The organism is Roseateles sp. FW301-B2 (assembly GCF_058788955.1).
Map to the genome: position 1 here is coordinate 90,882 of NZ_JBYTBE010000007.1, position 17,785 is coordinate 108,666.

General features: G+C 67.5%; 14 protein-coding genes. 7 read left to right on the top strand and 7 right to left on the bottom strand.

Annotated features, from left to right (window positions below):
* Positions 1-22: 22 nt before the first annotated feature.
* Both AC3WQY_RS07130 and AC3WQY_RS07135 read right to left on the bottom strand, forming a co-directional pair.
* Positions 23-5,068: a diguanylate cyclase domain-containing protein gene (locus AC3WQY_RS07130; protein ID WP_492707004.1), complete on the bottom strand. Its 5,046-nt coding sequence runs from the start codon at positions 5,066-5,068 to the stop codon at positions 23-25.
* A gap of 57 nt (positions 5,069-5,125) precedes the next feature.
* A complete protein-coding gene (locus tag AC3WQY_RS07135; RefSeq protein ID WP_492707006.1) occupies positions 5,126-5,764 on the bottom strand; it encodes a pyridoxamine 5'-phosphate oxidase family protein in 639 nt (212 codons plus the stop codon).
* A 96-nt stretch (positions 5,765-5,860) separates the two neighbouring features.
* Here AC3WQY_RS07135 and pdxR point away from each other — a divergent pair, with 96 nt between their 5' ends.
* The gene (gene pdxR, locus AC3WQY_RS07140; protein WP_492707008.1) at positions 5,861-7,330 is read left to right on the top strand and encodes a MocR-like pyridoxine biosynthesis transcription factor PdxR; all 1,470 of its coding nucleotides are present in this window, start codon (positions 5,861-5,863) and stop codon (positions 7,328-7,330) included.
* Positions 7,331-7,446: 116 nt separating this feature from the next.
* Here the strand turns inward: pdxR and AC3WQY_RS07145 are convergent, their stop codons facing one another.
* Positions 7,447-8,055 carry a TetR/AcrR family transcriptional regulator gene (locus AC3WQY_RS07145; protein ID WP_492707087.1) on the bottom strand — a complete coding sequence of 203 codons (609 nt, stop codon included), beginning with the start codon at positions 8,053-8,055 and terminating at the stop codon, positions 7,447-7,449.
* A 176-nt stretch (positions 8,056-8,231) separates the two neighbouring features.
* Here AC3WQY_RS07145 and AC3WQY_RS07150 point away from each other — a divergent pair, with 176 nt between their 5' ends.
* The 6 genes from AC3WQY_RS07150 (at position 8,232) to AC3WQY_RS07175 (ending at position 13,616) form a co-directional block, all read left to right on the top strand.
* A complete protein-coding gene (locus AC3WQY_RS07150) occupies positions 8,232-9,023 on the top strand; it encodes an SDR family NAD(P)-dependent oxidoreductase (RefSeq protein ID WP_492707089.1) in 792 nt (263 codons plus the stop codon).
* 30 nt (positions 9,024-9,053) lie between these two features.
* Positions 9,054-9,980 carry an alpha/beta fold hydrolase gene (locus tag AC3WQY_RS07155; RefSeq protein ID WP_492707010.1) on the top strand — a complete coding sequence of 309 codons (927 nt, stop codon included), beginning with the start codon at positions 9,054-9,056 and terminating at the stop codon, positions 9,978-9,980.
* A 14-nt stretch (positions 9,981-9,994) separates the two neighbouring features.
* A complete protein-coding gene (locus AC3WQY_RS07160; RefSeq protein ID WP_492707012.1) occupies positions 9,995-10,840 on the top strand; it encodes an alpha/beta fold hydrolase in 846 nt (281 codons plus the stop codon).
* Between the two features lie 56 nt (positions 10,841-10,896).
* Complete coding sequence (locus tag AC3WQY_RS07165; protein WP_492707014.1) at positions 10,897-11,295, top strand: helicase; 399 nt, start codon at positions 10,897-10,899, stop codon at positions 11,293-11,295.
* A 7-nt stretch (positions 11,296-11,302) separates the two neighbouring features.
* The gene (locus tag AC3WQY_RS07170; protein WP_492707016.1) at positions 11,303-12,553 is read left to right on the top strand and encodes an NADH:flavin oxidoreductase/NADH oxidase family protein; all 1,251 of its coding nucleotides are present in this window, start codon (positions 11,303-11,305) and stop codon (positions 12,551-12,553) included.
* 61 nt (positions 12,554-12,614) lie between these two features.
* Positions 12,615-13,616: an NADP-dependent oxidoreductase gene (locus tag AC3WQY_RS07175; RefSeq protein WP_492707018.1), complete on the top strand. Its 1,002-nt coding sequence runs from the start codon at positions 12,615-12,617 to the stop codon at positions 13,614-13,616.
* An 81-nt stretch (positions 13,617-13,697) separates the two neighbouring features.
* Here the strand turns inward: AC3WQY_RS07175 and acnB are convergent, their stop codons facing one another.
* The 4 genes from acnB to AC3WQY_RS07195 all read right to left on the bottom strand — a co-directional run bounded on the left by acnB (position 13,698) and on the right by AC3WQY_RS07195 (position 17,667).
* A complete protein-coding gene (gene acnB / locus AC3WQY_RS07180; RefSeq protein WP_492707020.1) occupies positions 13,698-16,289 on the bottom strand; it encodes a bifunctional aconitate hydratase 2/2-methylisocitrate dehydratase in 2,592 nt (863 codons plus the stop codon).
* Positions 16,290-16,329: 40 nt separating this feature from the next.
* The gene (locus AC3WQY_RS07185; RefSeq protein ID WP_285231947.1) at positions 16,330-16,734 is read right to left on the bottom strand and encodes a type II toxin-antitoxin system VapC family toxin; all 405 of its coding nucleotides are present in this window, start codon (positions 16,732-16,734) and stop codon (positions 16,330-16,332) included.
* Positions 16,735-16,746: 12 nt separating this feature from the next.
* Positions 16,747-16,992 (bottom strand): AbrB/MazE/SpoVT family DNA-binding domain-containing protein, encoded by a 246-nt coding sequence (locus tag AC3WQY_RS07190; RefSeq protein ID WP_285231948.1) that lies wholly within the window; start codon positions 16,990-16,992, stop codon positions 16,747-16,749.
* Between the two features lie 135 nt (positions 16,993-17,127).
* Positions 17,128-17,667, bottom strand: a complete 540-nt coding sequence (locus AC3WQY_RS07195) for a hypothetical protein (RefSeq protein ID WP_492707023.1) — start codon at positions 17,665-17,667, stop codon at positions 17,128-17,130.
* Positions 17,668-17,785 lie beyond the last annotated feature (118 nt).

Below are 17,785 nucleotides of genomic sequence, written 5' to 3' on the forward strand. Positions count from 1 at the left end.
GGGCTCACCACGCAGGTGCCGATCAAGCGGCGTCGGCGTGGTGCTGCCAGCGCCGCCGGCCGGCGCGCTTGGCCTGGTAGAGCGCGGCATCGGCCTGCCCCAGCAAATGCTCGGGGCTGCTCAGTGGCGTTGCCACCAGGGTTGCGCAGCCCAGGCTGATGCTCACCAGCGGGCCGGCCAGCGACTGCGCATGCGGCATGGCCAGCAGTTCGGTGGCGTCCAGGCAGGCCTGCGCCAGGCGCGCCGCGGCCGGGGCGTCGGTGTCGGGCAGCAGCAGCGCGAATTCCTCGCCGCCATAGCGTGCCACCAGGTCGCCGCCGCGGCCCGCCACCTCGCTGAGCACTGACGCCACGGCGCGGATGCAGCGGTCGCCCTCGAGGTGGCCATAGCAATCGTTGTATTGCTTGAAGTGATCGATGTCGACCATCAGCAGCGACAGCGGCGAGCCCTGGCGCTGGCTGCGTCGCCACTCCAGCGCCAGGCGCTCGTCGAAGGCGCGGCGGTTGGCGATGCCGGTGAGCCCATCCTTCATGCTCATCTGGCGCAGCTCCTCGGTGCGCTGCGCCACCTTGTGCTCCAGGCTCTCGTACAGCCTGGCATTCACCAGCGAGATCGCTGCCTGGCTGCTGAGCAGTTCCAGGGTCTGCAGATGCTGGGTGGTGAAGGCGTTCTCGAGCTGGTTGTTTTCCAGATAGACCAGGGCCACCGGCTTGCCCTGGCTGAGCACCGGCAGGCACACCAGGGACTTGATCTGGCGCCGCTGCAGGCAGGCGCTGTGGGAGAAGCGTTCGTCCTCGGCGGGGCGGTTCAGCACCAGGGTGCGGCGCGTCAGCCTGACGTATTCGATCAGGCCCGCGGGCAGCATCTGCTGGCCGGCCTCGCCCAGCTCTTCCAGGGGCATGCACAGACGCTGCATGTCACCTTGCTGCTCGGGCGCCATCGCCCCCATTACCTCGACCACCAGGCTTTCGTCCTCGTCGAGCACGATGGCGCCGAACTCGGCACCGGCATGCTCCAGCAGCACGCCCAGCATCTGCGGCAGCAAGGTGTCGAGATGGATTTCCTGTGCCAGCAGCTGGTTGGCCTTGAGCAGGGAATGCAGGTCCAGGCTGGCGCCCGGCTCCAGCGAGTCGCGGTAGCTGCTGCCGCTACTGCGACTGCGGCCCGCCGAGCCGCCAGAGCCGCCGGACGGGCGCGGCTGGCCGAAGCTGATGTGCGGCCAGCGCGCCTCCAGCTGCAGGCACTTCACCAGCGCGCCCCAGCGGCGGTAGTGGTAATGCGCCTCGCGGATGAAGTTGCTGCTCAGCTGCCTTTGCTGTTGCGCGGCCCAGAACTCGGCATAGAGCTCGTTGGCCAGGGCTTCGCAGGCGATGAAGCCGGCCGCGGCCGCGGCGTCGATGGCCTGGGCATAGAAGTCCATGGCGGCGCGCTCCTCGCCGCGCACGCGCGCCAGCTCGGCGGCGATCAGCGCCTGCTTGTGGTGGAAGTTGGCGGCGCAGCCCTCGGCCCAGCCGGCGAAACGCGCCAGTTGCTGCTCGGCGGCCAGCACGGCCTCGGCCTGCTGCGCGGCGTCCACAAAGCCCGGGCGCAGCTGGCCCAGGGCGGTGTAGAAGCAGGCCTCCACCATCGAGGGGCTGTCGGGCAGGCACATGCCTATCACCGCCTGGCGTGCCACGCAGGCCTGCCACTGCGCCCGGTCGCCCATCAGATAGGCGTGGCGCAGCATGGCGGCGCTGTAGAGCGCCAGCGGAATCGAGGGCGCCGCATCGGCGAACAGGGTGCTGCTGGCGCTGTCCTCGGTGTCGAAGCTGTGGGCGCCGAGGGTCTTGCCGCGCAAGGCCAGCAGGGGTTGCAGCACGCCGTGGCGCAGCATCAGCTCGGTATTGGGCTGGCGGGTCTTTTGCAGAAAGCGCAGGCCTTGCTGGCAACGCGCTTCCAGCTGCGCCAACTCCTCGCCCAGGGCGAAGCGGTTGACCGCGCCCAGCAGCGCGCAATAGCCGGCAGCGAGCGGGTTCACCCCGCCCTGGCCCAGCTCCAGGCCCAGCTCCACCTGGGCGATGGCCTCGGCCAGGGGCTCGCCCCAATGCTGGTAGAAGGCCGAGAAATACTGGTAGACGGTGATGCGGTAATAGGGGCCGCCGCGCTGCTCGGCCAGCCGCATGGCCAGCCGCCCCAGCGCATGGCACTGGGTATAGGGCCGGTGCATCACCGACATGGCGGTGAGGTAGGCCACATAGGCGATGCAGCTGAGGTCGCCCTGCCCATGGGCGAGCGTGGTCTGCACCATGCGGCAGGCGTCCAGCACGAAGGCGGCGAAGCGCCCGGTCTGGTAGCTGGCGTAGGAGAGCGCGTAGTAGACGCGCATTTCCATCAGGCGCTCGGGCGCCTGCATCTCGGCCGCCTGCAGCAGGGCGGATGGGCCGAGCCGCTGCAGCAGCGCCTCGGTGCGCTCGAACTCGGCGGGGAACAGCGCCTGCGCCTCTTCCTCGCTGGCCGGGAAGGGCTGGCCCAGCAGGGCCATGGCCTGCAGCAGCACCGGGAAGGCGTCGGCAAAGCGGCCCTGGATATGGTATTGGTCGGCCTGCACCAGGCAGATGCTGACCCGGCCCAGCCGCAGCGGGCAGGCCGCCATCACCTCGGGGTAGAGCCGCTCGGCGGCATCGAAATGGCCGGCCAGGTACTCGGCCTCGGCCAGCGCGGTGAACAGCGCCAGCGTCTCGTCGGGTGCGTGCTGCCAGGCCTGCTCGGGCAGCAGCGCGCGCGCCTGGCGCAGCAGGGCCACGGCAGCGCCATGGGCCGAGGCGTTCTTGGCGCGCAGGCCCGCCTGCACGTTCAGGCGCAGCAACAGCGCGCGCTCATCGGCGGCGCTGATCAGCGCCAGCGCCTGGTTGAGGCAGTCGACGATGTTGAAGAGCCGCTCGTCCAGCAGCGCGCCCGGGCTGCAGGCCAGCAGCTGGCGCCCGCAATGCAGCAGCATGGCCTGGCGCTCGGGCTCGGGCGTGAGCTCATGCGCGGCCTGCTGCACGCGGTCGTGCAGGAAGCGGTAGCGCGCCGCTTCCAGCAGGGCCGGGCTGTGCTCGAACTTGTAGTCCTCATCCATGGGCAGCAGCAGGCCGGCCTCCAGGGCCGGCCAGAGCATCGCCGCGGTACTGCCGGCGTCGGCCTGCAGCAGCGCCATCAGCTCGCGCAGGCAGAAGCTGTCGCCCAGCTGGGCGGCGCGGGTCAGCAGCGTCTGGGTGGCCGCGGGCAGGCCGCGCAGGCGCTCCAGCATCAGGGTGACGACGTTGTCGGTCATGCCGCGCCGGGCGATCTGCTCGATGTCCCACTGCCAGGCGCCCTGGGCGCGCTGGTAGTGCAGGTCGCCATGGACATGCAGGCTGCGCAGGAACTGGCCGAGGAAGAAGGGGTTGCCGCGGGTCTTTTCCAGGCACAGCGCGGCCAGTGGCGCGACGCGTTGGCCCTCGGCCCGCAAGGTGTCGGCCAGCAGGGCCTGCACCTCAGGCAGGCCGAGGGGCTGGAGCGTCAGCTGCTGCAGCGCCGTGCCCAGCTGGCGCTGCTGCTCCAGCAGCTGTGCCAGCGGGTGGGCCGCGTCCACTTCGTTGTCGCGGTAGGCGCCCACCACCAGCAGGCAGGCGCCGGCCTCGTCGGCATTGATGAGCCGGCGCAGCAGGCGCAGGCTGGGCGCATCGACCCATTGCAGATCGTCGATGAAGAGCAGCAGCGGATGGGCCGGCGCGGCCAGCGCCTTGACGAAGCGGGCGAAGGCGAGGTGAAAGCGCTGTTCATGTTCGGCCACCGGCAGCGGCGTCAGCGGCGCCGGCGTGCCGATCAGCAGGCTCAGGCCGGGCACGATGGCGGCCACCGCGGCGGCCGCGTCACCCAGCGCCTTGCCCAGGCTGGCCTGCCAGTAGCGACGGCGCTCGGCGCCCTCGCTGGCGAGCTGCTGCATCAGCAGCTGGAAGGCCTGGCTGAGCGCGGCATAGGGCTGCTGGTGGCTGTATTGGTCGCACTTGCCGCGCAGGAAATAGCCCCTTTGCGCGACCACGGGCCGATGCAGTTCCGCCGCCAGCGCGGTCTTGCCCACGCCCGCACTGCCCCCGATCAGCAGCAGCTCGGCATGGCCGGCGCTGGCGCGCGCAAAGGCCTCGCGCAGCGTCAGCACATCGGCGGCGCGGCCATAGAGCTTCTGCGAGACGCAGAAGCGCTCCGGGATGTCCTCGCTGGCGAGCGCAAAGGCCTCGATGCGGCGCTGCTGCTGCCATTGCTCGGCGCAGCGTTGCAAGTCCTTCAGCAGGCCATAGCTGCTCTGGTAGCGGTCGTCCGGGTACTTGGCGAGCAGCTTCTGCACGATGGCGGCCAGTGGCGCGGGCACGCCGTGGCCGAGCTGGTCCAGCGGTGGCGGCATGAGTGCCACCTGGGCATGCAGCAGGGCGATCGGATCGCTCAGCTGGAAGGGCTTGTGGCCGCTGAACAGTTCGTACAGGCTCACGCCCAGCGAGTAGAAGTCGCTGCGGTAGTCCACTTCCAGATTGGTACGCCCGGTCTGCTCGGGTGCGATGTAGTCCAGCGTGCCGCGCAGGCCGCCGCCGGCCGGCTGCGTCTGGCCATGCGCCAGCCGCGTCGAGAGCGCAAAGTCGCAGAGCTTGAGTTGCAGGCTGGCCAGGTCCACCAGCACATTCTTGGGCGCGATGTCGCCATGGATGAGGCGGGCCTGGTGCACGGCGCTGAGCGCCTGCGTCAGCTGCATCGCCAGACCGAGACGCTCGCCGAGGTCCAGCAGGCCCTGCTCGATCACCTGGCTCAGATTAAGGGGCGAAAAGTTCTCCAGCACCAGCACCAGCCGGTGACCCACCTCATGCAGGCCAAGCGCCTTGATGACCCAGGGCGAATCGATCGCCCGCAGCATGCCGTACTCATGGCGCCAACGCGCATTCAGGGCCGGCGCCGGCTGCTCGCTTTCGGGGTATTTGAGCGCCACGCGCTCGCCCTGCGGTGACTGCGCCGTGGCCACCGTGGTTTCACCGCCGGTGTAGAGAATGCCTGTCAGTTGATAGCCGGCGAGTTGCATCGTGGAGGGGCGGGGCAGGGACTGCGCCGATGTTATCCCTCCAAAGGGGGGTATGGTTCATGCCCAGCCCCTCACATAGGCCGGCACGGCTTGGTGGCCGTCGCCATCGGCCTGCGGCTGGCCGTGCACCTGCGCCAGCGGCAGCACGCCGGCCCAGACCGCGAGCCCGAGGTCTTCCTCATCGTCCACCGGGCCGCCGCTGCGCGTCTTGCAAGCGGCCTCTGCCAATGCCATCCGCAGCACCGTGGTGGCGGCGAACTCGCGCTCGTTGCCAGGCCGGATCTCGGCCTGGCGGCCCGGCGCGAGCTTGTCCATGAAGGCGGCCAGCGCGGCGCGCTTGTCTGCCTCGCCCTCGACCTTCTCGAAGCGGCCGTAAATCACCGCCGAGCGGTAGTTCATCGAATGGTTGAAGGCTGAGCGCGCCAGCACCAGGCCGTCCAGATGGCAGATGCTGATGCACACCGCCGCGCCCCCCGCCAGCTGCTTCATCAGGCGGCCGCCGTTGGAGCCGTGGATGTAGAGGTGCTCGCCCGTGCGCCAGCAGGCCATCGGGATGCTGTGCAGGCCCTTGTCGTCGGCAAAGGCGAGGTGGCACAGATAGGCCGCGTCGATGATGGCGTGCAGGGTGGCGCTGTCGTAGCGGGCGTTCTCGGCCACGCGGCGGATGCGGCTGCGGTCGCTGGGAGCTTGCTTCATGCTGAGGTGCGGGTGTTTGCTTGCGTGGAAGAGGGCGCAATGTAGTGCCAGGCTGGTTCCATGAAAAGGTCCACCGATCGCCAATATCATGGGGCCATGACGTACCAGCTGCTGATCGATCGCTTCGCCAGCCCGCAGGGCCCCATGCAGCGCCGCCTGCACGAGGCGCTGCGCGCGGCCATCCGCGCCGGCGTGCTGGCGCCGGGCACGCGCCTGCAGGCTAGCCGGGTGCTGGCGCGCGAGTTGGGCGTGGCGCGCAACACCGTGCTCTATGCCTATGAACAGCTCGCCACCGAGGGGCTGATCGCACCCGACCGGCGCGGCAGCCGGGTCAGCGAGCTGCTGCGCCCGCCGGCCAAGGAGACGCGTCCGCCCGGGGCGTCCGGGTCGCTCGGGCCACTGGCGCGGCCACTCTCGCGCCGCGCCGAGGCGGCGCTGGCCGCCGGCCCCGTGCTGGAGACCACGCTGGCGTTTGCACCGGGCGTGCCGGCGCTGGACGACTTCCCCACCCAACGCTGGCGACGCCTGCTGGAGCGTTGCTGGCGCGGCCTGGGTCCGGCCCAGCTCAACTATGCGGACGCGGCCGGCGAGGCCGGGCTGCGCCAGGCGATCGCCGAGCATCTGCGCGCCTCGCGCGGCGTGCAATGCGAGCCGCAGCAGGTCTTCGTCACCGACGGCACGCAGGCCAGCCTGGACCTGTGCGCGCGCGTTTTTGCCGATGCCGGCGACAAGGCCTGGCTGGAGAGCCCCGGCTATGCCGGCGCCGAGACGGCGCTGCGCGGCGCCCAGCTGAAGCTGATCGGCATCGCGGTGGACGAGCAGGGCATGGCGCCGCGCGCGCAGGACTGGCGGCGCCAGCGCCCGCGCCTGATCTACACCACGCCCTCGCACCAATACCCCACCGGCGCGGTGATGAGCCTGGAGCGGCGCCTGGCCCTGCTGGCCCATGCGCGCGAGGCCGGTAGCCTGATCATCGAGGACGACTACGACAGCGAGTTCCGCCACGACGGCCCACCGCTGCCGGCCATGCAGGGCCTGCAGGCGGACGCGCCGGTGCTCTACCTGGGCACCTTCAGCAAGACCCTGTTCCCGGGCCTGCGCATCGGCTTCATGGTGGTGCCCGAGGGCCTGTGCGAGGCGCTCGCGCGCCTGCTGGCGCGCAGCCAGCCGCGCGGCCGCATGGCCGATCAGCTGGCCCTGGCCGAGTTCCTGCGCAGCGGCCAGTTCGGCCTGCACCTGCGCCGCATGCGTCGGCTCTATCGCCAGCGCCGCGACGCGCTGGTGGCGGCGCTGGAGCGCGAGTTGGGTGATCTGGCCAGCGTCCACGGCGGCTCGGCCGGCATGCATCTGGCGCTGCGCTTTGCAGACAGCGCCGGCCTTGATGACGTGGCCATCAGTGCGCGGGCACTGCGGGCCGGCATCGTCGCGCCGGCGCTCAGCGAGCTGGCGATGGGGCCGCGCGCCCAGGCCTGGCGCGGCCTGCTGCTGGGCTATGCCCAGGTGCCGGTGGCGCAGATGGCGCCGCTGGTCGCGCGCCTGAGCAAGGTGCTGCGGGCTGGAGCGTAAGAATGGATGAGGCCGTTTTCTCTACGCGGTCAAAAGGGTAGTCGGAAGCTGGCCGACTGGTCTGCACCCCGAGGCATCGCGCTACGCAGGTGTCAGAACGAACGGGCGGGGCGCGGTCAGCGCGCCGGTTTAGCTGCCTCTGCTACGGGAGTTGCCACCAGCATCCCAAGCATCGCGTCACGGCATACCGTGAGGAATTCGTCGGCGAGGGGCGAGTCGTCCGGGCAGGCTCGCGACATGACGAGGGCTCCCACGGCGTGCGAGAGCATGTCCAGGACCTGGGCGCGCGTCTGGCGCGCGTCAGCGGAATCTGCCGCAGCGCCATCGCCGCGGCTCAATGCCGCCACCAAGCTCTCTATGCCCGTTGCAAAAGCGCTTCGGACTGAATCGGGCTGACGTGCCGCGTCCCCGCCCAAGGCGGCCATCGTGCAGCCGGTACCACGACTGTCACGGTGCTCGCGCGACAGGTACTGCCTGACGAACTCAGCAAGTTCTACACCGGCCCCTGTCAGCGCAATTGTCTGGGCGATGCCGCAGGCCGCCGATTCCGCGATCAGGTCGGTCTTGGACCCGAACTGCTTGTAGAAGCCGCCGTGGGTGAAGCCGGCGGCGGCCATCAGGTCGGCCACGCCGACGCCGTCATAGCCGCGTTCACGAAACAGCTGGGAAGCTGTTTCCACCACGTGCGCCCGATTCGCCTGCGCCTGCGCTTTGGTGACTCTCATCGCTTGTTTGCCCTGGAGTGATGCATTTGTCGATGTTGATTCTATATTGATGTCGATCGTAATCAAAATCTTGACATTTTTGATTACGAGCATCATCATTAATACATGCCAAGCCAATCCCGCCGGAAGTCGAACTCACTCGACAAGCGGCCATCACTGCTCAGGAACTCATGAACATGACCAGCACTCCTTCCACCGTCCTCATCACCGGCGCCTCCAGCGGCATCGGCGCCGTCTACGCCGAGCGCTTTGCAAAGCGTGGCCACGACCTGGTTCTGGTTGCCCGCGACAAATCCCGGCTCGATGCGCTTGCAGCACGCCTGCAGGAGGCGCACAAGGTCACGGTCGACGTGCTGCAGGCGGACCTGACGCAGCAGAGCGACCTGGCGGCGGTCGAAACCCGCCTGCGCGAGGACGCTCGCATCGGCATCCTGATCAACAACGCGGGCATGGCGCAGCCCGGCAGCTTTGTCCAGCAAAGCGCGCAGGCCATCGAGAGGCTGATCGCCCTCAACACCACGGCGTTGACCCGGTTGGCGGCCGCCATTGCCCCACGCCTGGTACAGGCCGGCACCGGCACCATCGTCAACATCGGCTCGGTGGTGGGCTTCGCACCCGAACTCGGCATGACGATCTACGGTGCTACCAAGGCCTTCGTGCTGTTCCTGTCGCAGGGCTTGAACCTGGAGCTCTCGCCCAGGGGCATCTATGTGCAGGCGGTGCTGCCGGCCGCGACGCGCACGGAGATCTGGGAGCGTGCCGGCGTTGACATCAACACCCTCCCCGAAGTCATGGACGTCGAGGAACTGGTCGATGCGGCCATGGTCGGCTTCGACCGCCGCGAACTCGTCACGATCCCGCCGCTCCATGTGGCCGAGCGCTGGGACGCGTTGGATGGCGCGCGCCAAGGCTTGCTGTCTGACGTCCGGCAGGCCCGCGCGGCCGATCGCTACCGCCAGCAGGCCTGAGCCCCCATCCCTCGCAAACGGAAGTCTGTCATGCCTATCAAGCTGATGAAATCGATCCTCCACGCGCTCGCACTGTCCGGTGTGCTGGCCTCTTCGAGCGCCTTGGCGAGCGATGTGCAGCCGGCGACATGGAAGAGCGTGCCGACGCAAAGTGTCACGGCCGGCGATGTGAGCTTCTCCTACCGCGAGCTCGGGCAGCAAAACGGCGGCACGCCCGTGGTGCTTCTCGTCCACCTGGCTGCCGTGCTGGACAACTGGGATCCGCGCGTGGTGGACGGGCTCGCCGCGAAACATCACGTGATCGCGTTCGACAACCGAGGTGTCGGCTCCTCCACCGGCAAGCCGGCCAACACCATCGAGCAGATGGCCGACGACGCCATCAGCTTCATCAAGGCCAAGGGCTTCACGCAGGTGGACCTGTTCGGCTTCTCGATGGGCGGAATGATCGCGCAGGAGATCGTGCTGAAGGATTCACAGCTGGTTCGCAAGATGATTCTTGCAGGCACGGGCCCTGCCGGAGGCGAGGGCATCAGCGCTGTCGCCGGCGTGGCGAACTACGACCTGATTCGCGCCACGCTGACCGGCCAGGATCCGAAGCAGTACCTGTTCTTCACCCGCACGCCGAACGGCATCGAGGCCGGCAAGGCGTTTCTGAAGCGATTGCAGGAGCGCACCGACCGGCGCGACAGCGAGATCGCCATCTCGGCCTATGTGTCGCAACTGCAGGCGCTCAGTGCCTGGGGGCAGAAGCGGCCGGCCGACCTCTCGGTGATCAAGCAGCCGGTGCTCGTGGCCAATGGTGAGGATGACCGGATGGTGCCCACGCGCAACTCGCATGAGCTGGCGAAGCGCCTGCCGAATGCCCAGTTGATCATTTACCCGGATGCAGGGCACGGTGGCATCTTCCAGTATCACGAGGACTTCGTGCCCAAGGCGCTGGCCTTCCTGGCGAATTGATTTCGGAGGCCCTCATGACTGACACCCATCTCACCGCACCCACCCGTTTCGTGAGCGTCGACGGCGCACGGCTTGCCTACCGGCGCTGGGGCAATGCGGCTGCTGGGCAGCCGCCGCTGCTGATGCTGCAACACTTCCGGGGCGGCATGGACCACTGGGACCCGCTGATGACGGATGGCCTGGCCGAAGGCCGGGAGGTGATCCTCTACAACGGTCGAGGCATCGCATCCTCTGATGGGGCACCACGCACGCGCATCGAGGACATGGCCGACGATGCGGCGGCCTTCGTTCGTGCACTGGGCCTGGAACAGGTCGACCTGCTGGGCTTCTCGCTGGGAGGCTTCCAGGCGCTCGATCTGACCTGGCGTCATCCGACGCTTGTGCGCAAGCTGATGCTTCTGGGCACGGGCCCGCGCGGCGGTGATCCGGAGATGGAGCATCGCGTGCTGGGCACGGCCGTCAACCCGGTGCCGACCCTGGAAGACTTCCTGTATCTGTTCTTCGGCCGCTCCGAGACGGCGGCGCAAGCAGGAAGGGACTTCTGGGAGCGGCGCCATCGGCGCGTCGATCAAGACCCGCCGTCCTCACCCGATGCCGCGAAGGCGCAGATCGAGGCCAATATGCATTACCTGCCCAGGCGGTCGGAAGACGATCCCTTCGCCTACCTGCGCGGCATCCAGCAGCCCACCTTCATCCTCAACGGCGTGCACGACGTGATGATCCCGACGGCCAACTCGTTCTACATGGCGCGCAACCTGCCGAACGCCCAGCTGTTCATCTATCCCGACGCGGGCCACGCCGCGCAGTTCCAGTACCCGCAGCGATTCCTGCGTCACGCGGTCCAGTTCCTCGGCGAGTGATGGCGGCGACCGCCGTCGTCCGCATCGCCTTGCCGGCTCTCTAAAGGTTGCCCCTCATGTTGAAGTTCAAGTTCCTGTTGTGGGCGTTCGCCCAGATCCTCAAGCGCAAGATTCGCAGCCGGCCCGACTGCGCGCGCTACGTCGCCAACAAGCGCCTGGTGTTCCAGATCCGCACTGCCTCGGGCGCAGGCCGCACCTTCGTGATCGAAGGCGGCGCCATCCGGTCCTTTGCCGGGCTCGCCGCGAATCCCCAGTTCACGTTCAGCTTCAAAGACGCGGCCAGGGGATTCGCCATCCTGTCGGCCAAGGACAGCCAGGCCGCCTTCCTCCGGGCTCTGGGTAGCAAGGAGATGGTCATCAGCGGCGACTTCCAGGAAGTGATGTGGTTTCAGGGGCTGACGGCATTCCTGCAGCCACCCAAAATCATCTCGCCTTATGAGCGCACGGCCTTCTGAGTTGCCCATGGAATCCAATCTGCTGAAGCAGCCCTTGCACCTGCCGAACGGCAGCGTGCTGCGCAATCGTCTGGCCAAGGCGGCCATGAGCGAGACGCTGGGCACCTACGACAACCGTCCGACGAATGGCCTTGTGCGGTTGTATCGCCGCTGGGGCGCCTCGGGTCTGGGTCTGATCGTCACGGGCAATGTGATGATCGACCGGCGCGCGCTCGGCGAGCCCGGCAACGTCGTGATCGAGGATGAGTCCGACATGCCGGTGCTGAGGCAATGGACGCAGGCGGCAACAGCCCATGGATCGGCGCTGTGGGCGCAACTCAACCATCCGGGCAAGCAGTCGACGCGGGGCTTGAACGCGTTCAACCTCGCGCCCTCTGCCGTCCCCTTCCGCGAGGACATGGCGGCGTTCTTCGACACCCCACGCGAGGCCAGCAGCGATGACATCCTGGACATCATCGAGCGCTTTGGGCGCAGCGCGGCCATCTGCAAGAAGGCGGGGTTCAGTGGTGTCCAGATCCACGCCGCGCATGGCTACCTGATCAACCAGTTTCTCTCGCCCCATCACAACCGTCGCGACGACGAATGGGGCGGTACGGCCGAGAAGCGCCGGCGCTTCCTGATGGCCGTCTATGCCGAGATCCGCCGCCAGGTTGGCGCGGATTTCCCGGTGGGCATCAAGCTCAACTCGGCCGACTTCCAGCGCGGTGGTTTCACCGAGGAGGAATCGCTTGCGACGATTCGCGCGCTGGCGGAGGCTGGCATTGACCTGATCGAGGTCTCCGGCGGCACTTACGAAGCCCCTGCGATGAGTGGCGCCATGCAGGAGCCGAAGAAGGCCTCCACCGCAGCGCGGGAAGCCTACTTCCTTGGCTTCGCGGAAAAGGCGCGCGCCACGACCAAGCTGCCGCTCATGGTGACCGGTGGCTTCCGCACGGCGGCCGGCATGAACGCTGCGCTGCGTACCGGTGCACTGGATGTGGTGGGCCTGGCCCGGCTGCTGGCGATCGACCCCGACGCGCCCGCAGCACTGCTGCAAGGGCGCGACAGCGCACAGCGGGTCCGACCAATCAGCACGGGTCTCAAGGCCGTGGATCGCATGGGAATCATGGAGGTGCTCTGGTATGAGCGCCAGCTCAAACGGATCGCCAAGGGCAAGGATCCACGCCCGGCCGAGAGCGGCCTGGCGGCATTCCTGAAGTCGGCGCTCGGCAGTAGCTGGGGCACCTTTCGCACACGGCGCCTGCGTGCGCACGCCTGAGTGCGAGGCTTGTGACCCGATTGACCACGACCCTGGGTTCGCCAGGAACAAGGAAGAAGACATGAAAGCCCTCACATTCAAGCGCTACGGCAAGTCGCCCGATATCGGGTTCTCCGATGTCGACCGCCCCACGCTGCAACCCGACGAGTTGCTGGTTCAAGTTCACGCTGCGGGCGTGAACCCCATCGACAACATGGTCCCGGCCGGCACCTTCAAACCTGTGCTGCATTTCAAGCTGCCGGCCATCCTGGGCAGCGATCTGGCCGGCGTGGTGGTCGAGATCGGGAGCCGTGTGACCCGCTTCAAGCCGGGTGACGAGGTCTTCGCCAGCCTCTTTGACCTGGGCAAGGGGTCGATTGCAGAGTTCGCCGCGGTGCCGGAAAGCGCCGCCGCCCTGAAGCCGCCCAAGCTGGACTTCGTGCAGGCCGCGTCCGTCCCCATGGTCGCGCTCACCTCCTGGCAGGCGTTGAAGGAACGTATCAAGCTGCGCCGTGGTCAGAAGGTGTTCATCCCCGCAGGCTCGGGTGGCATCGGGACCTTTGCGATCCAGCTGGCTCACCAACTCGGCGCCAAGGTCGGGACGACGGTCAGTACGGGCAACGTCGAGTTCGTTCGCGGCTTGGGTGCCGATGAAATCGTCGACTACAAGAAGCAGGAATTCGAGAAGCTGCTGCGCGACTACGACGCCGTGCTTGGCACGGTCCGGGGCGATGCCATCGAGAAGTCGCTGGATATCCTGAAGCCGGGAAGCCGCATCGTTTCGCTCATCGGCCCGCTGGATGCGGCCTTCGCAAAGACGAAGAAGCTGAACTTCTTCCTGACGTTTGTGTTCGGCCTGATGAGCCGCAAGATCCGCAAACTGTCCCGGAAGAAGGGCGTCGACTACGCCTTCCTCTTCGTGCGGCCTGACGGCCAACAGCTCGCAGAAATCGCTGAGCTGCTCCAGACCGAACGGATCCGACCGGTCATCGACAAGGTGTTCCCGTTCGACCAGGCCAAGGAAGCCCTGGACTACCTGGCCCTCGGCCGAGCCAAGGGAAAGGTCGTCATCAAGATCAAGTGACGGGTGTCGCAACAAAAAAAGCCCGCCCGGCTGCCCGGGCGGGCTTGTCAGCACCGATCAGCGCGGCGCTTCAGATGGTGATCAGGCGGTGACGCCCTTGGCGGTCTCTGCGTACTCTTCGATCTTGTCGAAGTTCATGTACTTGTAGATCGAGGCGCCGTCCTTGTTCACCACGCCCATGGCTTCGTGATACTCGCTCACGCTGGGGATCTTGCCCAGCTTGGAGGCGATCGCGGCCAGCTCGGCCGAGGCCAGGAACACATTGGTGTTCTTGCCCAGGCGGTTCGGGAAGTTGCGGGTCGAGGTCGAGACCACGGTGGCACCTTCACGCACCTGCGCCTGGTTGCCCATGCACAGCGAGCAGCCGGGCATCTCGGTGCGCGCACCGGCGGTGCCGAAGGCGGCGTAATGGCCTTCCTTGATCAGCTCGCTCTGGTCCATCTTGGTGGGCGGTGCCACCCACAGCTTGACCGGGATGTCGCGCTGGCCGCCCAACAGCTTGGCCGCGGCGCGGAAGTGGCCGATGTTCGTCATGCAGGAACCGATGAAGGCCTCGTCGATCTTGGTGCCAGCCACTTCGCTGAGGGTCTTGGCATCGTCCGGATCGTTGGGGCAGCAGAGGATGGGCTCCTTGATGTCGGCCAGGTCGATCTCGATCACGGCCGCGTATTCGGCGTCCTTGTCGGCTTCCAGCAGGCTGGGGTTGGCCAGCCAAGCTTCGACCTTCTCGATGCGGCGCTGCAGGGTGCGCGCGTCGGCATAGCCGTCGGCGATCATGTTCTTCATCAGCACGATGTTGCTGCTGAGGTATTCCTTGATCGGCGCGGAGTTCAGCTTGACCGTGCAACCGGCGGCGCTGCGCTCGGCGGAGGCGTCGCTGAGCTCGAACGCTTGCTCGACCTTCAGATCGGGCAGGCCTTCGATCTCGAGGATGCGGCCCGAGAACACGTTCTTCTTGCCGGCCTTGGCGACGGTTAGCAGACCGGCCTTGATCGCGTACAGCGGGATCGCATGCACCAGATCGCGCAGGGTGATGCCGGGCTGCATCTGGCCCTTGAAGCGCACCAGCACCGACTCGGGCATGTCCAGCGGCATCACGCCGGTGGCGGCGCCGAAGGCGACCAGGCCGGAGCCCGCCGGGAAGGAGATACCGATCGGGAAGCGGGTGTGCGAATCGCCGCCGGTGCCGACGGTGTCCGGCAGCAGCAGGCGGTTCAGCCAGCTGTGGATCACGCCGTCGCCCGGGCGCAGGGCCACGCCGCCACGGTTGCTGATGAAGGCGGGCAGCTCGCGATGCGTCTTCACGTCCACGGGCTTGGGATAGGCCGCGGTGTGGCAGAACGATTGCATCACCAGGTCGGCGCTGAAGCCCAGGCAGGCCAGGTCCTTCAGCTCGTCGCGGGTCATCGGGCCGGTGGTGTCCTGCGAGCCGACGGTGGTCATCTTCGGTTCGCAATAGGTGCCGGGGCGCACGCCCTGGCCTTCCGGCAGACCGACGGCACGGCCGACCATCTTCTGCGCCAGCGTGAAGCCGGCCTTGGTCTCGGCGGGGGCTTGCGGCAGGCGGAACAGGGTGGAGGCGGGCAGGCCCAGGTAGTCGCGTGCCTTGCCGGTCAGCGAGCGGCCGATGATCAGGTTGATGCGGCCGCCGGCGCGCACCTCGTCGAACAGCACGTCGCTCTTGAGCTTGAACTCGGCCACGGTCTGGCCGTTCTTCACTAGCTTGCCTTCATAGGGCAGCACGTCGATGACGTCGCCCATTTCCAGCTTGCTGACGTCGACCTCGATCGGCAGCGAGCCCGAGTCTTCCTGCGTGTTGAAGAAGATCGGGGCGATCTTGCCGCCCAGGGTCACGCCGCCGAAGCGCTTGTTCGGCACGAAGGGGATGTCTTGGCCGGTGGCCCAGATCACGCTGTTGGTGGCGCTCTTGCGCGAGGAGCCGGTGCCGACCACATCGCCCGCGTAGGCGACCAGGTGGCCCTTCTTCTTCAGGTCCTCGATGAACTGCATCGGGCCGCGCTTGCCGTCTTCCTCGGGCTTGAAGGCCGCGTCGGGGCGGGTGTTCTTCAGCATCGCCAGGTAGTGCAGCGGGATGTCCGGGCGGCTCCAGGCATCCGGGGCGGGCGAGAGGTCGTCGGTATTGGTTTCGCCGGGCACCTTGAAGACGGTGACGGTGATCTTCTTCTCGACCTCGGGGCGGCTGGTGAACCATTCGGCATCGGCCCAGCTCTGGATCACTTCCAGCGCCTTGGCATTGCCGGCCTTGGCCTTGACTTCGACGTCGTGGAAGAAGTCGAACATCAGCAGGGTCTTCTTCAGGCCTGCGGCAGCCACGCCGGCCACCTCGGCATCGTCCAGCAGGTCGATCAGCGGCTTGACGTTGTAGCCGCCCACCATGGTGCCCAGCAGCTCGGTGGCCTTGGCCTTGGAGATCAGGCCGACGGCGAGGTCGCCATGGGCCACGGCGGCCAGGAAGCTGGCCTTGACCTTGGCGGCGTCATCAACGCCCGGCGGCACGCGGTGCGTCAGCAGATCGAGCAGGAATTCGCCCTCGCCAGCCGGCGGGTTCTTGATCAGCTCGATCAGCTCGGCGACCTGCTTGGCATCCAGCGGCAGGGGCGGGATGCCCAGCGCGGCGCGCTCGGCTTGGTGTTGGCGATAGGCTTGCAACATGGCTACTCCTGGTGTCGTTGAGTGGGATGGGTGCTGCTGTTCAGACCGGCTTGGGCTTGATCAGCTTCAGACCCTTGAAATAGTCGCGGAAGAATCCGTCGTCGGCGGTGATGAGGGCGCTGCATTGCAGCAGGGCATGGGCGCCGACGATGAAGTCCGGCACGGTGCGCTGGCGTTCGCCGCCGCGCGCACGGTAGCGGCGCTGCATCTCGCCGGCGCGTATGGCGGCGCGTTGTTCAACGGCACTGTAGACGATGCCCATGTCTTCGAGCACCTGCATGGCCTGGTCGCCGTCGTGCAGCGAGGAGCAGATCTCGGAGACCACCACGTCGCAGACCACCACCGGCCCGTGCGAGAGCGCCTCGCGCAGCGCCGCCTCGGCCAGATCGGCGCGTTCGCTGTCGCTCAGCAGGTCGACGAGCACGGAGGAATCGATGGCAATCATGGGCGGGCCGCTTCAGCGCTCCACCGGGTCGCCGGGGGCGCGGCCGCGCACCGCGCGCATGGCGTCGTCGACCGAGGCGAAGCCATCCAGCTTGAACTTGCCGCGGGCGCGCGAAATGGCGTCGTCGACGTTCTTGCGCAGGATGATGCGGCCGCCGTCGAGTTCGACCTTGAGCGTCGTGCCCTTGGTCAGGCCCAGGGCGTCACGCACTGCCTTGGGCAGGGTGATCTGGCCGCGTTCGGCAACGGTGGCTTCCATGGGCACTCCTCGGTATGTGCGGCGAAGTATGCATTGATTTTACATACTTCCGTGTGCATACCAAGCCCGAGCGCGCTACTGCGGCAATGAAAAAGGGGAGGCCGGTGGCCTCCCCTGGTGTGCTGGCGCAGCGCCTCAGTTCTTGGGCAGGCTGGTGCCGGGGGTGATGCCGATGCCGCTGTCGGGCGCCACCATGGCCTGGGCGCTCTGCACCTGCTCGGGGTGTTGGCAGCTGTCGACCATGCGCTGACCGATCTTGGCATTCATCAACATCGATTTGGCGGGGATCTGCAGCCACACCACGCCGGCCTTCTTGTCCTCCAGGCGCACCGCGCCGGTGGTGGTGGGTTCGGGCGTCATGTTGTAGACCAGCTTGCCGAACTGCAGGCGGAAGCGCCCCGGCTTGTCGGGATGCGGCGTGATCTGCACTTTTTGATTGAACTCGCACTGGGCGTCGCCGCTGTGCACGCGCGGGCCCACGGCGAGTTGATCGTCGTTCAAGGGCGTGTTGTCCTCGTCCACGACCGCGGGTGCCGGTGCCTGCGGCTTGACCTTGGCGGCCAGGCGGTTGCGCGGCTTGGGGTTCTCCACGGCGGCCGACCAGGCGCTGCCGCACAGGGCCAGGCTGGCGAGGGCAAGGAGGAGGGGGCGGAGTTGGCTTACTGCAGACTTCATATCACCACGCTTGGAGTTCGATGCGCTGATTGTCGCGCTGCAAGACCCGCCGCAGCCTAGCGTTTCCCTGCATTTCTCGCCTCAAGCGTGCGCCATTCGTAAGTGGCGCAACAAGGCG

Excerpts from the sequence above, each read along its gene's own strand:
- AC3WQY_RS07130 (WP_492707004.1), bottom strand. The coding sequence starts at position 5,068 with ATGCAACTCGCCGGCTATCAACTGACAGGCATTCTCTACACCGGCGGT.
- AC3WQY_RS07135 (WP_492707006.1), bottom strand. The coding sequence starts at position 5,764 with ATGAAGCAAGCTCCCAGCGACCGCAGCCGCATCCGCCGCGTGGCCGAG.
- pdxR (WP_492707008.1), top strand. The coding sequence starts at position 5,861 with ATGACGTACCAGCTGCTGATCGATCGCTTCGCCAGCCCGCAGGGCCCC.
- AC3WQY_RS07145 (WP_492707087.1), bottom strand. The coding sequence starts at position 8,055 with ATGAGAGTCACCAAAGCGCAGGCGCAGGCGAATCGGGCGCACGTGGTG.
- AC3WQY_RS07150 (WP_492707089.1), top strand. The coding sequence starts at position 8,232 with ATGACCAGCACTCCTTCCACCGTCCTCATCACCGGCGCCTCCAGCGGC.
- AC3WQY_RS07155 (WP_492707010.1), top strand. The coding sequence starts at position 9,054 with ATGCCTATCAAGCTGATGAAATCGATCCTCCACGCGCTCGCACTGTCC.
- AC3WQY_RS07160 (WP_492707012.1), top strand. The coding sequence starts at position 9,995 with ATGACTGACACCCATCTCACCGCACCCACCCGTTTCGTGAGCGTCGAC.
- AC3WQY_RS07165 (WP_492707014.1), top strand. The coding sequence starts at position 10,897 with ATGTTGAAGTTCAAGTTCCTGTTGTGGGCGTTCGCCCAGATCCTCAAG.
- AC3WQY_RS07170 (WP_492707016.1), top strand. The coding sequence starts at position 11,303 with ATGGAATCCAATCTGCTGAAGCAGCCCTTGCACCTGCCGAACGGCAGC.
- AC3WQY_RS07175 (WP_492707018.1), top strand. The coding sequence starts at position 12,615 with ATGAAAGCCCTCACATTCAAGCGCTACGGCAAGTCGCCCGATATCGGG.
- acnB (WP_492707020.1), bottom strand. The coding sequence starts at position 16,289 with ATGTTGCAAGCCTATCGCCAACACCAAGCCGAGCGCGCCGCGCTGGGC.
- AC3WQY_RS07185 (WP_285231947.1), bottom strand. The coding sequence starts at position 16,734 with ATGATTGCCATCGATTCCTCCGTGCTCGTCGACCTGCTGAGCGACAGC.
- AC3WQY_RS07190 (WP_285231948.1), bottom strand. The coding sequence starts at position 16,992 with ATGGAAGCCACCGTTGCCGAACGCGGCCAGATCACCCTGCCCAAGGCA.
- AC3WQY_RS07195 (WP_492707023.1), bottom strand. The coding sequence starts at position 17,667 with ATGAAGTCTGCAGTAAGCCAACTCCGCCCCCTCCTCCTTGCCCTCGCC.